The organism is Croceibacterium soli (assembly GCF_009828065.1).
Taxonomy (GTDB): domain Bacteria; phylum Pseudomonadota; class Alphaproteobacteria; order Sphingomonadales; family Sphingomonadaceae; genus Croceibacterium_B; species Croceibacterium_B soli.
The window spans coordinates 226,312-241,077 of sequence record NZ_WTYK01000003.1 but is presented as its reverse complement, the minus strand read 5'-3'; the positions used below and the strand labels follow the sequence as shown (position 1 = coordinate 241,077).

Sequence of the window (14,766 nt, the reverse complement as noted above, 5' to 3'; positions counted from 1 at the left end):
TTTATCCTCCATGCCGGACCGCAGCGCTTCTCGCGCCACCCCCCTCGCCCTCACTTACGTCCTGCCGATCGCCGCGCGAACTTCGCAGGCCCGCGCGCTGACCGGCTACCTGCGCCGACTGGCGCGCACGGTGGACGAGGTGATCGTCGTGGACGGGTCCCTCGGCGAGACATTCGAGGCGCATGCCCGCTCATGGTCGGCCCACGTCCGCCACATTCGCCCGGAGATCCGGACCACCAACGGCAAAGTCGCGGGAGTCGTGACCGGCGTCCGCGCGGCCCGCAACGAGTGCGTGGTGGTGGGGGACGACGACGTGCGCTATCGCCGGGCGGAGCTCGCCCGGATGCTCCGCCTGCTGCAAACGCACGAGGTGGTACGGCCGCAGAACTTCTTCCGGCCGCTGCCGTGGCACGCACGCTGGGACACGGCCCGCAGCTTGCTCAACCGCCTCGGAGACGGGGACTGGCCCGGCACCCTGGGCGTGCGCAAGTCTGTGCTGGTGGAGGCCGGCGGCTACTCCGGAGAGGTCCTGTTCGAGAACCTGGAGCTCGTGCGGACCATGCGCGCCGCCGGCGGGCGCGAGGCCGTGCCGCTCGACCTGTTCGTCGCGCGGCGGCCGCCCGAGACCCGGCACTTCGTCTCCCAGCGGGTCAGGCAGGCCTACGACGAATGGGCGCGGCCCGGCCGCTTCGCCGCAGAGCTGGCCCTGCTGCCCGCCGCAGTGCTGGCGGGACGCAAGGGACCGGGCTGGCTGCTCGCGGCCGCCGCCTGCAGCGTAGCGGCAGCGGAGGTCGGGCGCCGGAAAGGAAACGGCCGGGCCGTGTTCCCCGCCAGCAGCGCCTTGTGGGCGCCGGCCTGGCTGGCGGAGCGCGCGGTGACCTCCTGGATGGCCCTGGGCACCCGGCTTCTGTTCGGCGGCGTGCGATACCGCACCTCGCGGCTCAGGAACGCTGCCACGCCGGAACACGAGCTCAGGGCGAAACTGCAGGAGCGGTCGGCGACGGAACCGGCATAGCCGCACGCTACGCTTCAGCCATCTGCTCCATGCGGCGACTACGGTGCCGCGCCTTACCCAGCTTCTCCTCAAACAGCTTCAGGAACTCGCCAGCCCAGCTGACCGGTGAGTTGGCGAGCGCGGCGGCACGGGCGAATCCGTTGCAGCTCATCCGCCCGACCGAGGTGTCGTCGATGGCGAGGTCCTTCAGCAGCCCGGTGAGCGCGCCCACGTCGCCGGGATCGAAGGACATGCCGAACCCCTCCCGTTCCGCCTCGATGGACAAGTAAGCGCGGTTGCTGACCAGCACGGGGAGCCCGCTCATCGCGGCCTCCAGGATCACCAGCCCGAACGGTTCGGTCACGCGGCTGGGCACGACCAGCACCCTGGCTCGTGAAGCTTCCGCCAGGATGCCCTGCCGGTCACGCCAGCCCAGCACGCGCGCATTGGGAAATCCCTGGCAGATCTCCTGCGACAGTTCGCCGGTGCCGATCAGGGCGATGGGGAGATCGGCGGCCTTCGCAGCTAGGGCCGCGATGTCGGCGCCTTTGTCCCGGCCGATCCGGCCCACGAACAGCAGCAGGTCGTTGTGCTCTGCCGCGATGCGCCTTCGCGACCATGGCTCCACGGGATTGGCAATCACGCGCAAGTCCGCGGCCGCGAAGCCGGCTTCGACGAACCTCCGGACCATGCGCTCGTGAAGGAAGGTGAAGGTCGCCCGGCTTTCGGCGAAGCGCGCCGAACGCTGGAGCTGCAGCTGCCGGACCGCGCGCCAGTACTTGTGCCGCCCACTGCGCCGGTCGCACTGGCTAGCCAGGCAGGCCAGGGAAAGCGGCTGAAGGGCGCACGGCTCGGAGTCCCGGAACCTGACGAAGCCGCCGTTCGGGCAGACGTTGAAGAAGTCGTGGCAGGTCACGACGGTGCGATCGTCCACAGCCCGCAAGGGTTCGAAGATCGCCGGGGAAAGAATCTGTGACCAGTTGTGCAGGTGGTAGACCGTTTGCGGCGTATCGTGGCGGGCAATCCATCGGCGCAGGGCCTCGCATGCACGCGCATTGTAGATCCCGTTCCGCATGGCTGAAAGCGGACGGCTTTCGAGCAGATCGTGGCCGCCCAGACCGATCACGTCGATCCCGTCGAGGCCTTGCGCTTCGCCGGCAGAGCTGCCGGCGAAAAACGTCACCGGCACGCCGGCCCTGCGAAACTCCCGCGCAGCCATGATCGCCAGCACGCCCGCGCCGCCCACCGGCTTCGCATAGTCATGGATCACCACCACGCGATCGACCGCCGGGGCGAACGGCGCCGTCACGCGGCACGGGCCTTCTTCGCCCGGCGCCGCGAATATCTGCCGCCGTATCTCTTGCGCACATCGAACACGATCACGTCGCCGCGAATGTCGAGATGGTGACAGCCGATCAGACCAGGGGCGAAGTCTGGCTGGATCGTGCGCGCGAGGCTTTCGCGGTACCCGTCGAGCGCCAGGCCCTCGATCCGCATGAGGTTGATGCCATAGCCGTAAGTGCCGTGGGAGTTTTCCTGCGCGGGGCGGTAGTAGGCGTCGCCCTGGCGGATGATCCGGCCGGCGTTCCGGGCGGTGCGCGCGTCGAATACCACCGGGTTCAGCAGGTGCGGCGTGATGCTCGCCAGGTTTGGGCCGTCCAGTCGGAAGATATGCAGTTCGGAGTTCACGTCACCGAACGGGTCGGCCGAGATATTGGTGAAGAGCCACCAATGGCCGTCGATCTCGGCGATGCTGGAGTCCGCCGTCACGACCCCCTCCATCGCCGTCGAGTGAAGCTCCCAGCGATCGGGGAAGCCCGTGCAGCGCCAGATCTCGATCCGCTGCTTGGAACAGCTTTCCGGCATCATGTAGAGCTGCCCGTCGTGCTCGAACACGAAGGGGAAGGAGAGGTGGTAGCCGGGGCGGATCGCCGCCCTGACCTCGCCCAGCAGCCCGTTTTCCAGCACGCCCACGCATATATGGCCGCAGGCGCTGCGATAGTCGTAATCCTCGAAGAAGCAGTATGTCCGCCCCCCGTTCTGCCACAGGAAAGGATCGGCCTGGTAAGCATTCGCGCCGGGCAGGTTCGCCCGCCCTTGCGCCGGATCGAAGCCCAGCAGTTCGCCCGAGAGGCTCTGGATCATGAACATGCCGGGGCGGAGGCCAAGGCGCGCAAGCACCTTCTGGGCGAGCCGCCGCCCGCTTTCGGCAACCACTGCGCCGAGGTAGCGGATGAATTCGGAAGCGCGCGGGCGATCAAACGGCTCGAAGGCCGAGTTCCGCGAGCTGCCGGGGCGGCCGGTGAGCGCCATGCGCCTGAGCTCCCGAAGCACGAGTGCGACCGATTTCTCTTTGAGGAACAGCTCGTTGCGGGCCGCGAGGTACTTCGGATTGACCGCTGCCGTAGCGATCGGCTCGATGCCGGAAGCACCCGATACACGTCGGAACAACGAGAGCGGGGCGATGTCCCAGCCCCGCGCCAGGCTGCGAAAGCCCGCCGCGCCGCGCTGCGCGCCCTGGCAGTCGGTGAACCACACGCCATGGCGCGCCCATGACGTGTCGACACCCTCCCCGCAGGAGCCGGTCAGATCGAGCAGCACGTCGAGGCCGAGCGCGGCGATCGCCGCACGATCCTGGACCCCGATCGGTGCCGGGTGCGGACCCTGAACTGATCTGGTCGGCTCCCGGGCGACGAACCGTGCCTCCAGCGTGAACCATGCTCGAATGAGCCAGGGCAGCCCGCTTCCACGGTCCCGCTGCCGCTCCGCTTCGACCAGGCCGACGAGCTGCAACCGGTCGTCATCCCTGATCGACTCCAGAAGCCTCGCGGCCCACCGAGGAAGCGCCTCTGCCGAAGCGACCAGGGCAGCTATTCGCAAAGACGCCATAGCTATCAGGCCGGCTGGCGCTGATCGATGGAAATGCCCAGGCTGTCCGCCAACCGCTCGATGTGGGCGAAGGTGTGGTCCTCGATCAGGATCCCTTCGGCCAGGCTGCGCTCGTATTCGGCCCAGCAGCGGTCTCCCGGCAGGCGAACCGAGCCGGGCGGACCGCTGCCCAGCAGCGCCGCCGCCAGCGCCTCGACCCGGTCGTACCATTCGTGCATGGCCATCCAGTGCCGAACATCGAGCGCCAGGAAGAAATGCCCGTTGTTGCCGCCGGCGGCCACGTGCTTGTACATCGACGAGACCTGACCGGCCACGCCCGCCCCGGAAAGAACCCCGGCAAGAAGCTCGACCAGGATCGCCAGTCCGTAGCCTTTCGCCCCCGCCGCGGGCAGCAAGGTCCCGGCCAGGGCCTTGCGCGGGTCCGTGATCGGGCGCCCTGCCGCGTCGATGGCGATACCCTCCGCCAGGTCGACATCGCGATCGATCGCCTCGCGGATCGTCGAGCCGGCGACGGCAGCCGTCGACATGTCGATCAGCACCGGCCGTCCTCCCCGGCGAGGAGCCGCGAGCGCGAGGGGATTCGTCCCAAGCACCGGAGCGATGCCTCCGGCGGCGGCGACCTTCGGGAAGGAATTGCTCAGGGCAAGTCCGATCATCCCGCGCTCCGCAGCCAGGTAGGCGTAGTAGCCCCCGGCGCCGAAGAAGTTGGTGTTATGGACCGTCACGACGCCCACGCCCGAACGCGCCGCCAGCTCGCAGGCCCGGTCCATCGCCACGCGACCGGCGTGATGGCCGAACCCGTTCGCGGCATCGAGCTTGCAAGAGTTCAGCCCCACCCGAACGAACCCCGGGTCGCACGGGCACGCGATCCCGCCGGCGGCGACTCGTTCGAGCAGGATCGGCAGCCGCTCGATGCCATGATTCCGCCGCCCGACCATGTCGCACCAGGTGAGGTTTTCCTCCAGGGTCTTCGCCTGTGCTTCGTCGACGCCGCCGCGCCGCACCAGTTCGGCAAGGAGCCGGCTGTAGGCGCGCAGGTCAATCCGCATTTTGCCACCCCACTTCGGGCCCCCGCATCCGCTTGGCGATCGGCTTCGACACGTGGCTCCACATCTCCGACAGTCCCGGACGCGGGTCGCGCAAGTCGAAGAATGGGAGAATGACCTTCTGTGCGAATATGCTCCGCAACCACCCGGCGAACGTCAGCTTGCCCATTCGGCTGAGCTGGCGATAGGCCAGGAAGTCCCGCATCGCGTCCCACTGGCGGACGTCCTGCCGATAAGCCCCCAGCTTGGGCACCGGCTGCCCGGTGAGGTAGCGATAGATCAGCAGGTCGATCGGCGCGCCGGACCGGGTGACCAGCGGATGCCCTGCCGTCAGCCGCCCGTTCACTTCGATGATCTTCAGCTTGCCGTCGCGCATGTCGCGCTTGAATTCGACGTTGCCGATCCCCTGCCAGCGCAGTCCGTCGAACAGGCGCCGGCCCAGCTCGGCGGTCTCGGGCAACCAGGCGGACTGGTGGAAGCAGGCTCCCCCACGGTTCACCGGCCAGCGGCGGATGACGCTCTTGGTGTAGTCGTAGAGCAGATGCCCTTTCGGCGTGCGGTAGGTGTAATAGCTCGACAGCAGGTCGTCGGGGCCGGGGATCATCTCGACCAGCAGGACGCCGTGCCCGGCCGCTTGGCAGATCCGCACCTTCTCGACCGCCTCGGCGAAGCTTTCCCTGACGATGAACAGCTTGCGCCCGAACTGCTTCATGAAGCGGTAGGAGTTGAGCGGCTTCACCATCACCGGGAAGGTGATCTGTCCTTCGAGAGCCAGGACATCGTCTGCGCTGCGGACCTCCCAGAAGTTGGGCGTGGGAACGCCCAGGCTGCGGGCCAGCTTGAGGGTCTCCAGCTTGTCGAGCATCGCCCGCCGCAGTTCCGGGACGAACTCCTCGACGACATAACGCTGGCGCAGTGCCTGCTGCTCGCTTTCCACGAACTCGAGCGATGCGTCGCACCCGACGAAGATGACGCTTCCCTCGAGCGCCTCCTCGGGTTCCTCGATCAGCATGCGCCGCCAGAACGCTTTCGGGTCGGCGCCGGGGGGAACCGGCCGTGCCTCGCGGCAATAGCGCGATTGCATGGCCCGGCATCCGGCCTGCCCGCTGGCGATGATGGGAACACCCGCCGCGCCCAGGCTTCTCGCCGCGGCCAGTGTGCTGGCGCCCCCTCCCAGCAGGATCACCGGCCGCGAAGTGTCCAGCGCCGTCACAGATCGATCGTCCCGCGCCGCGTTTCGAAGATGTGTTCCAGGATCGTCCGCGCGACCGGCGCGGCCCGGCCTGGTTCCGCGACCAGACAGTGGTGGTGGATCCCCGGGCCGGCGTTGATTTCGGTGAACACCGTGAGCCCTTCTTCCGGGGGGGCCGAGATATCTTCCGAAATCAGGTCGAAGCCTGCGAATCCGATCCTAAAGTCCCGTGCAACCCTGCTGCAGGTTTCGACGATGTCCGGGTGGACGGCATCCCGCACGACATGGTTCTCCCTGGCGGCATTCTCGTTCACCGCGAGCTTCACCCGGACGCGCTCGCCCAGAGCCGGCACGTGGTTCGGCGTCAGTCCCGCCGCGGCGAGAGTGTTGCGGCTTTCCCTGTCGATCATCAGCGGACTGAGCGCCGTGATCCGCTCCCCGCTGCGGCGCAGTTCGTTCTCCTGCTGGGCAAGTTGCCTGATCGATGACTGGCCGTCGCCGGTCAGGGTCGGCGGATCGCGCCTCACCGCGTCGAGGAATTCTCCATCAAGGAACAACAACCGGTACGACGCTCCCGAGAGTTGTTCCTCGACGATCAGGCGCGAATGGAATGCGGCGGCGTGCGTCGCGGCATCGCGCAACGCGGACCGGTCGGCGACATGCGTGGTCACGCCGTGGCCGCACCCAGTCCCGTCGCTGGGCTTGACGACTACCGGCCCCGGCTGCGCCAGCAGGAACTCTTCGGCTCTGGCGAACGAGCCCAGGTCGAAGCAGGCTCGGCGCGGCGTTCGCAGGCCCTTCGCGGCGAGCCGTTCGTAAGTCCACTCCTTGTCGAGCAGCAGGCGACCGGCGAGCGCGCTGTCGAGCATCACCTCGGACTGCCGGACGAAAGTCGCCGAAGAGCCCCGCGAGATCTGCAGAAGACCGTTCTTCAGCCTCGCCACGTCCGCGCCGAGCTCCGCCGCCGCATCGCTCCACAGCCCATGGTAGAACTCCTCCCGCAGGGCCTGGAACCTGCGCCTTTCCAGGATGCCCCTGACATCGGTCAGCCGACGCCTGGTCTTCATCCAGAACCGTTCTGCTTGGCTGGCGGAGAGCATATGGCGACACGCGGCGCTGGGCCGAACTCCTCTAATTGCAGATGGCGCAACCGTTTTCGCGCAGTTGCTTGTCGACCCAGTCGTTCGAGAACTCGCCGCGCTTCACGCTGGCAACGTAGTCCTCCAACCGCTCCCGGCTGTCGCGCAGGCGCTGGAGGATCTCGGCGGCATGGTCTTTCGGCACCACGGCGATGCCGGTGGAATCGGCCTTGATGATGTCGCCCGGATTCACCACCACGCCGCCGCAGCTGATCGGTGTGTTGATCTCCCCGGGGCCGCGGTGCAGCGGCCCGAAGGGAGTAACGCCGCGGGCATAGACAGGCAGGCCGGTTTCGACGATTCCGGCGAGATCGCGGATCAGGCCATCGATCACGAAGCCGGCGATGCCCCGATGGCAGGATTTGTTGGCCACGAGGTCGCCGAATACCGCATTGGACATCGCTCCGCTGCAGTCCACCACCACGATGTCGCCGGGGCGCGCTATGTCGAGCGCCTTATGGATCATCAGGTTATCGCCCGGGTAGAGCTTGACCGTGCAGGCGGGGCCGAGAAGTTCCTTGTCGTTGACCTGGTTCCGGATGCGCCCGTCCATGGCGTAGAGCCGGTTCAGCACGTCGGAGACGTCCGCCGTCTCGAAGTCGCGGAAGCCGGCGACCAGCTCTTGCGGCAGGCGCGGGAAGTCCGTGCGGATCATGAACCCCGGTCCGGGAGTCATCTCGGAAGACTTCGGCTTTACCGGAACCTGCTCGGCGACCGGCTGGAGCGCCGGAGCGGCGTCTGCGTCTGCCTCGGCGAGCTGCGGAACCCTTCCCTGATCGAAGATCATCTCTGCACTCCTCTGTCGGCTCGCCGCCGTCCAGGGCAGCGTCGGGGAATGGCTGGAGTGTAGGTTCGCCCCCTGCCTGAGCGAAGGAAACATTGGGGTCACCCCCTAAGGGTTACCGGCCTTTGTCGGCTGTTCGACGACGTGCGACCTCGGCCTGAGGAGCCGCACGACAGCCCTTCCGAGAAGGGCCGCGAAATCCTCCAGCCCCGGGAGAGGATCGCGCATGCTGAAGTAGGGGAGAAGGATGCGCTCCCGCGTTATCGAACGAAGCCATTCCCGCAGCGAAAGCTCGCCCCGCCGGCGAAGGTCCCGCAGCGCGAGAAGATCCTGGAGCGGATACCACAGCCGAAGCCGGCGATAGTTGGTGCTGAAGGCTGGCAGGCGCTGGCCGGTGAGGTGGCAGTAAACCGCCAGATCGATGGGCGCGCCGGACTCCGTCACCAGGCGGTGCGCCGCGGTGAAGCGGCCGTTGACCTCGATGATCTTGAGCTTGCCGTCGCGGGCGTCGCGCTTGAATTCCACGTTGGCGATGCCTGCCCAGCCGATGCGCTGGAACAGTTGCCGGCCCAGCCTTGCCGTTTCCGGGCATTGCTTAGTCCGATGCAGCGTTGCCCCACCGCGGTTGACCGGCCAGCGGCGGACGACCGTCTTGGTGTAGTCGTAGAGAAAACGCCCGGTATCGGTCCGGTATGTGTAGTAGCTCGACAGGACCTTGTCGGGCCCCGGGATCATCTCGACCAGCATCACTGCGTGGCCATGGGCGCGGCATAGCGCCACTTTGTCTTCGACTTCCCCGATGCCCGACTCGACGATGAACAGCTTGCGCCCGAACTGCGCGGAGAAGCGCGCCGTATCGAGCGGCTTGACCATCAGCGGGAAGGACAGTTCGTCCTGGATGTCGGCGACTTCCAGCTCTCGGTCCATCCGCCAGAACCTGGGCGTGGGCAATCCCGCAGCCTGCGCCAGCTTCAGCGTTTCGAACTTGTCCAGCATGGCCAGGCGCAACGCGGGAGAGAACTCCTCCAGCCGATAGAACGGCCGCAGCTCCGCGTCGTGAGAGGCGAGGAACGCCATCGACTCGTCGCAGTTCGCGATCACGACCGCCCCGGCCAGGCTGTGCCGCAACCGAACCGTCAGCAGGTCACGCCAGTACTCGCGCGCCGACGTGCCGCCGGGCACCGCGAAGGAGCCACGGCAGTAGCGGGACCGCATGGCACGGCAACCCCGGCTGCCGCTCACGTACACCCGGACGCCGAGCCGCCCGAAGTTGCGGACCATGGCGACCGTATTCTCGCGTCCGCCAAGCAGTATGATCGGGATGCTGGTGTCTAGACGTTCGTTCGCGGGCGCCACGGCGGCCATGCCCGCTTCCCCAAGAGGCGGCGCACCGGCTCCGGCGTGTCCGAGTGCATGCTCTTCGTATCGATGCAGCGATGCCGCGGAACGATCTACCAGCGGATGGGTCACGCAACTTCGGCGGCGAAGATGTTCTCGCCCAGCGGGTCGCGGCCGGTGCCGTTGACCTTGATGTAGAGGATCGCGGCGCCTGCCGGACGGACTCTCTCGTGGAAGATCGAGGATCCGAGAAACGCGATCACGTCCCCGAACTCCTCGTGGAGCATGACAGCTTCCTCGTTCCGATAGACGTGCTCGGCCCCGGGATGATCGCGGTCGGTAAGGAACACCGCCCGTTCTTCCTGGTTCGCGCCGAACTGCAGCGTGGGGAACACGCAGGCGGTGGATCCTTGCGGGATGCGCACGGGCAGCCCGATCGATATCTCGGATGCGGCACGGTCCTTGTGCGGCGCGGGCCAGGGTTCGGCGCCTTCGTCATAGACTTTGAGATGGCGCTCCGAGATCGTGAACCTGTCGGGGGCGATCCCGGTCAACCCGGCCATTCCGTCGCGGAAAGTCCGGCTCGCCTGCAAGGACGGGAATTCGAACAGGAATTGCCGCTTCTTGCCGCTGATCTTCCAGTCTTTCTTCTCATCGGCGGCGCCGCTCGTGGCCTTCATGTAGAACATCGCCAAGTAGGACCTAAAATCGTCGTCGAGCACGCCACGCAGGTGAACATACGACCTGGTTGCGAACTCTCCCGCAAATTCTGCAGGATCATATTGAAACATGTTCGACGCCCTTGCTTTGCTTTGCTTTCGAAGACGATCTGCAAATCATCGTGCGCGCTCAGGATGCGTTAGTGCACTGGGAACAGTATCTTCCCGCAAGCGCGCCCCCGAAAGCGCACATCGGTATTAACCCCAAAAGCTGCGGCTGCCGGCGGCTGCGCGCCATGAGGGGCCTGCCGCTCTCGCCGATGCTGCCAACGGGGAGCGAAGGACTAGACGAACGCGCCCGTTCTTCATCCCTTTGCCCGATGCCTGCCACCACGGAACCACGGTATGCCTTTGCGCTGGCGAACGAACCCCGGCGAAGCGAGGCGATGATCACACGGCAATACACGGATCTGCTTCGTACCATCGCCGGCCGGGAGGACACTCGGCCCGGCCTTCCGGCCTGGGGCTTTCGCCTGGCTTTCGTGGCGGCGGTCTTCGTGATCCCGCAGTCCTCGGCGATCCGTGGATCGGACCTGCCCGAACTGCCCGGAGAGCCCGCTTCGGCGGTCCACGTCATGGCGCCGTTCGTTACTTCGGTCGCGGCCGTTCGGGCGCGGATCCGCGGCGACGCGCTGGCGAAGACGGTCGAAACGCCCCCGGCCGCGGCATTCGCGTTCCAGGGCTCCGAGACCGACCGGGCCAGGGCGATCGAATGCCTCGCCGCCGCCGCCTGGTACGAAGCCGGCCCGGACCCGGCGGGGCAGCGGTCCGTCATGCAGGTCGTGCTCAACCGCGTGAACCATTGGGCTTTCCCGAAATCGGTTTGCGGAGTGGTCTTCCAGGGTTCCCAGCGAACCACCGGGTGCCAGTTCACCTTCACTTGCGACGGTTCGCTCTTGCGCCGGCGGCCTTCAGCGGCCGCCCTGCATGCGGCGAGGACGCTTGCGGCTGCGGCGCTCGATGGGGCCGTCGACGAAAGCGTCGGGCGCGCGACCCATTATCACGCGGACTATGTGGCTCCTCGCTGGCGGCTGGAGATGCGCACGTTGGGGATCGTCGGCCGGCACATCTTCTACAGCTGGGGCGGCATGCGCGGTGCGCTATCCACCGCAGGCAACGCCGGCCCTGAAGCGGACTTCGTGACACTGGCCGCGCGAACGCCTCCTCCCGCACCGCGGATCGGCGGGACGGCGGACGGCGCCCCTTCCACCAGCGACTTGCCTGGGACCACGCAGGCTTTCACCGCGCCGGCGACTGGCGGGGCGGTGGTGCAGGCGGCCAACGTGGCCCTGCCCGCTACGTCCGCGCAATTCCTTAAAGTCGATCTCGGCGGGGCGAGCGGGCGTTGGGCGGTCGAGGCTCTGGGCCGGTGTGCCGGACGCCGGGCCTGCCAAGTGCTGGGCTACCCTTCGAGCGAGCTAGTCGAGCGCAATCGGGCGGTGCTTGCGCCCGAACGGGATCGGCCCGCGTTCGTGTTCGTCAGGGATCCCGCATCCGGCATGGATGTGGCGCTCTGGGATTGCGATAAAGTGGCCCGACCCGACAAGAAGGAGTGTCTTCCTGAAGATCGCGACAGGCTGGTCAGGATCATGCGGGAGCGGATGAGCTGATCGCCGCGCGATGATCGTGGGAGGTGCCGGCCGGCTCCGTGGAGCCGGCGACCGGCAATCAACTACCGACGAGACTTTCGGTGAGGCCGCGCGAGTTCGCCCAAATGGCAGCCTGCGTGCGGTTATGTACGTTAAGTTTGCGCAGGATCGCCTTGACGTGAACTTTCACCGTCGCTTCGCAGACGTCCAGTTGCCGGGCGATGATCTTGTTCGGGTATCCCGCCATAAGGCAACAGAGCACATCGAGTTCGCGCGGCGAAAGGTTCACTTCTTCGATCGCGCTTTCGGCGCTGTTGGATTTGGCGTAGTCCAGGCCCTGCTGTCCGCCGATCGCGTCGACGAAGTCCGATGGCACGACCTTCTCCCCGAGAGCTGCAAGCCGCAGCGAGGCAAGAAGCCGCGCCGATTTCATCGATTTGATGATGTAGCCTTGCGCGCCCCTGGCGAAGCAATCGAGCATCGTCTGGACATCGAAATGATCGGAAAGGACGACGATCTTGGCCTGGCGGAAACGGTTCCTGATCGTCTCGACCGTGTCGGACTGCTCGATAGAATTGGGGCAGTCCACAACGAACAAAACTTCACTTTCGGGTGGGGAACACGAAATGTTATCTACACAATCGGATGACTCGATGACATTGAATCCTCCGGATGCAATTATGTGCCCCAATCCTTCTCTAGTAATGTCTTGCGAGCAGATCAGACAGATGTTTATCGACATTACTCATCCCCTATTTGCGTATCATATTCCTCCGATTTTATGATTGCGAGGCATGAGCACGGGCTCATCTCCCCGTTGCGACCTTGGCGACTCGATTGTGCATAACTTTTTTGCGCCATCCTCGCCGGTCTTGCAACCGAAATTGATGTGGGCATAACGTGAAAGTTTACCTTGCGCGAAATTGTCCCATTCGTGACCGGTGCTCGCGCGGCGCACGAGTAAAGCCTTGCGAAGATGCAAGTTTCCCCATCGCCCCTGCAGGAGCGACTGGCTCCGGTGACTAGAAGAACGCTTCCTGAACCAGGATCGTATCTCCGGGCGACACCAACAGCGTCTCGCCGTCCAGCCGAACCTTTCTCGGAGTACTCCAGGTCTGCCGGCGCAGTATGACGACGCCTTTGTCCGCGCGGGGCGTGAATCCGCCGGCTTTGGCCACTGCCTGCTCCAGCGTCATGTTGCTGGCGTAGACGTATTCACCGGGTGTCTTGACCTCGCCGAGAATGAAGAACGGCCGATGCTGGGCGACTTCCACGGCCACGCGCGGCGAAAGGACGTAGCTCCCGTCACGCAGCATCGTGGCGATCATTTCAGCCAAGGTGGTGGAGGTCTCTCCCGCTGCGACGATCCTTCCGATCAGCGGCAACTGAACATCGCCTGCCAGGCCGACCTGGTAATCGCCGGTGAGGTTTTCCTCGTCGAATACGGTTACCCTGATCTTGTCGCCGCTCGAGATCGTATAGCCTTGCTCGACCCCGGTGTTCGCCTCGATCACGGATGCTGTCGGGATGTTCGTCGAAGCGCAGCCCGCCAGGCTCAATGCCGCGAGAGCGAACAGGCCGACCGCCGCTTTGCGGCGATAGCCATGCCCCTCCGCCGATCGTCGATCGCCCGGTTCTAAGTCCGCCATGGCCTCGCTTCGCTCCCACTACAACGCGGCGTGGATCCGCTGAGTTTTCCAGTCGCCCAATCTATAGTTTGGCTCGAAGCGCGGCGGTATTACCATCATGGATGATATGCCGGCAGGGCATCGCGAACCGGACTAGCCCCTCAGGATAGAGCGGCAGTACACCTGATGCTCGATTGTGCGCCTGCTCGATCTGACCGATTTTCGGGACCTCCTCTCCACCGGCTTCTCGGCTGCTGCGGGAGATCTTTTCAACCTCACGTTGAAGTGGTTCTCATGCGCGCAACGGACACTCACTACTTCTATCCCGGCGACAGTCTGCTCGACGATTTCGACCTGGGCTTGGACACGACCAGCGAACGGCCGAGCTTTGCGGCCGCCGTCGCCAGCGAAGCGGAGATGGGCCTGGTGGTCCCGTTCTCGCCCGGCGCGAAAGGTGCCGAACGCGAACCCGCCCCACCGCAAGGGTTCGATTTCCGCCGCCTGCTGGACATCGTCGTCTCCCTTGCGCTCATCCTGTTCCTGGCGCCGGTGATCCTCCTGGTGCTGATCGCCATCAAGCTGAGCGATCCCGGGCCGGTCGTGTTCGCTCACCGCCGCGTCGGCAAAGGCGGTGAAAGCTTCGACTGCCTGAAATTTCGGACGATGTGCGTCGGCGCGGAAGAACGGCTTGCCGCTCTCCTCAGCGCCAATCCGGCGCTGCGGGCCGAATGGTCGTCGAGCCAGAAGCTGATCGAGGATCCGCGCGTCACGCCGCTGGGCCATTTCCTGAGGAACACGAGCCTGGACGAGCTGCCGCAGCTCCTCAACGTTCTGCGCGGGGAGATGAGCCTAGTCGGCCCCCGCCCCATCGTCAGTGCGGAGCTGGAGCGGTATGGCCGCTACGCGGAGTTCTATCTCGCGGTGCGGCCGGGCCTGACCGGGCTTTGGCAGATTACGCGGGATGCGCAGACAAGCTACCGCAGGCGCGTGGCCACCGACGTGTTTTACGTGCGCAACCGCTCGCTAGCGTTCGACCTGAAAATCCTTGCCGCAACTCTTCCGGCAGTGATCGCCGGAGGAGGAGCTTGCTGATGGTGCGGGAACATCCTCACGCCAACCACACGACCAGTGCCCAGAACGCAGCCGCCAGCGGCGCCGCAAACGCCAGTCCTTTGGCGAAGCTGCGCCTGCCCTTCCTGCGGGCGGAACCGGCTTTGGAGCTTTTGGGCACATCGGGCATGGTTACACGTCGGTCCTTCGGCGCCAGCGCCAGCAAGCAATCGGCGGCCCGGCCCTGCGCCAATGCGGCCAGGACAGGCTTGTTCCGCCGGCCGAACCCGGGCGACGGGACGGCCGGCTACTCACCGGCCACTTATCCGAGTTTGTCGCTCCATGCAGCCGAGTTGTTGGCAGTTTTCACCCATGTTGTGAGCGGGAATGGGGACCGG

At 65.9% G+C, this 14,766-nt stretch carries 14 protein-coding genes; 3 read left to right on the top strand and 11 right to left on the bottom strand.

Features of this window, described 5'->3' with window-relative positions:
• Positions 1-10 precede the first annotated feature (10 nt).
• Positions 11-1,015, top strand: coding sequence for a glycosyltransferase (locus tag GRI75_RS06955; protein ID WP_160746235.1), 1,005 nt, complete (start codon positions 11-13; stop codon positions 1,013-1,015).
• A gap of 7 nt (positions 1,016-1,022) precedes the next feature.
• Here the strand turns inward: GRI75_RS06955 and GRI75_RS06950 are convergent, their stop codons facing one another.
• From GRI75_RS06950 to GRI75_RS06915, 8 genes are all read right to left on the bottom strand, one after another.
• Entirely contained in the window at positions 1,023-2,303 is a 1,281-nt protein-coding gene (locus GRI75_RS06950; protein ID WP_328597945.1) for a glycosyltransferase family 4 protein, read from the bottom strand.
• Positions 2,300-3,787 (bottom strand): glucosamine inositolphosphorylceramide transferase family protein, encoded by a 1,488-nt coding sequence (locus GRI75_RS06945; protein WP_160746234.1) that lies wholly within the window; start codon positions 3,785-3,787, stop codon positions 2,300-2,302. Before GRI75_RS06945 ends, GRI75_RS06950 begins: the two co-directional genes overlap by 4 nt.
• Before the next feature lie 101 nt (positions 3,788-3,888).
• A complete protein-coding gene (locus GRI75_RS06940; RefSeq protein WP_160746233.1) occupies positions 3,889-4,932 on the bottom strand; it encodes an Ldh family oxidoreductase in 1,044 nt (347 codons plus the stop codon).
• Complete coding sequence (locus tag GRI75_RS06935) at positions 4,922-6,142, bottom strand: carboxylate--amine ligase (protein WP_160746232.1); 1,221 nt, start codon at positions 6,140-6,142, stop codon at positions 4,922-4,924. The genes GRI75_RS06940 and GRI75_RS06935 overlap by 11 nt, the downstream gene beginning before the upstream one ends.
• Positions 6,139-7,188 (bottom strand): cyanophycin synthetase, encoded by a 1,050-nt coding sequence (locus tag GRI75_RS06930; RefSeq protein WP_160746231.1) that lies wholly within the window; start codon positions 7,186-7,188, stop codon positions 6,139-6,141. The genes GRI75_RS06935 and GRI75_RS06930 overlap by 4 nt, the downstream gene beginning before the upstream one ends.
• Before the next feature lie 64 nt (positions 7,189-7,252).
• Positions 7,253-8,047 (bottom strand): RraA family protein, encoded by a 795-nt coding sequence (locus GRI75_RS06925; RefSeq protein ID WP_160746230.1) that lies wholly within the window; start codon positions 8,045-8,047, stop codon positions 7,253-7,255.
• 105 nt (positions 8,048-8,152) lie between these two features.
• The gene (locus GRI75_RS06920; RefSeq protein ID WP_160746229.1) at positions 8,153-9,514 is read right to left on the bottom strand and encodes a carboxylate--amine ligase; all 1,362 of its coding nucleotides are present in this window, start codon (positions 9,512-9,514) and stop codon (positions 8,153-8,155) included.
• The gene (locus tag GRI75_RS06915) at positions 9,511-10,104 is read right to left on the bottom strand and encodes a hypothetical protein (RefSeq protein WP_160746228.1); all 594 of its coding nucleotides are present in this window, start codon (positions 10,102-10,104) and stop codon (positions 9,511-9,513) included. Before GRI75_RS06915 ends, GRI75_RS06920 begins: the two co-directional genes overlap by 4 nt.
• A 383-nt stretch (positions 10,105-10,487) precedes the next feature.
• Here GRI75_RS06915 and GRI75_RS06910 point away from each other — a divergent pair, with 383 nt between their 5' ends.
• Entirely contained in the window at positions 10,488-11,711 is a 1,224-nt protein-coding gene (locus GRI75_RS06910; RefSeq protein ID WP_160746227.1) for a cell wall hydrolase, read from the top strand.
• 58 nt (positions 11,712-11,769) lie between these two features.
• Here GRI75_RS06910 and GRI75_RS06905 read toward each other — a convergent pair whose 3' ends face one another.
• Complete coding sequence (locus tag GRI75_RS06905) at positions 11,770-12,432, bottom strand: response regulator transcription factor (protein ID WP_160746226.1); 663 nt, start codon at positions 12,430-12,432, stop codon at positions 11,770-11,772.
• Positions 12,433-12,712: 280 nt separating this feature from the next.
• Positions 12,713-13,339 carry a polysaccharide biosynthesis/export family protein gene (locus GRI75_RS06900; protein ID WP_160746225.1) on the bottom strand — a complete coding sequence of 209 codons (627 nt, stop codon included), beginning with the start codon at positions 13,337-13,339 and terminating at the stop codon, positions 12,713-12,715.
• Positions 13,340-13,612: 273 nt separating this feature from the next.
• Between GRI75_RS06900 and GRI75_RS06895 the strand changes: the two genes are divergently transcribed.
• Positions 13,613-14,410 carry a sugar transferase gene (locus GRI75_RS06895; protein ID WP_235911377.1) on the top strand — a complete coding sequence of 266 codons (798 nt, stop codon included), beginning with the start codon at positions 13,613-13,615 and terminating at the stop codon, positions 14,408-14,410.
• 16 nt (positions 14,411-14,426) lie between these two features.
• On the opposite strand, the gene GRI75_RS14685 is transcribed toward GRI75_RS06895, so the two are convergent.
• Positions 14,427-14,558 carry a hypothetical protein gene (locus GRI75_RS14685; RefSeq protein ID WP_268891500.1) on the bottom strand — a complete coding sequence of 44 codons (132 nt, stop codon included), beginning with the start codon at positions 14,556-14,558 and terminating at the stop codon, positions 14,427-14,429.
• Positions 14,559-14,766: the final 208 nt, after the last annotated feature.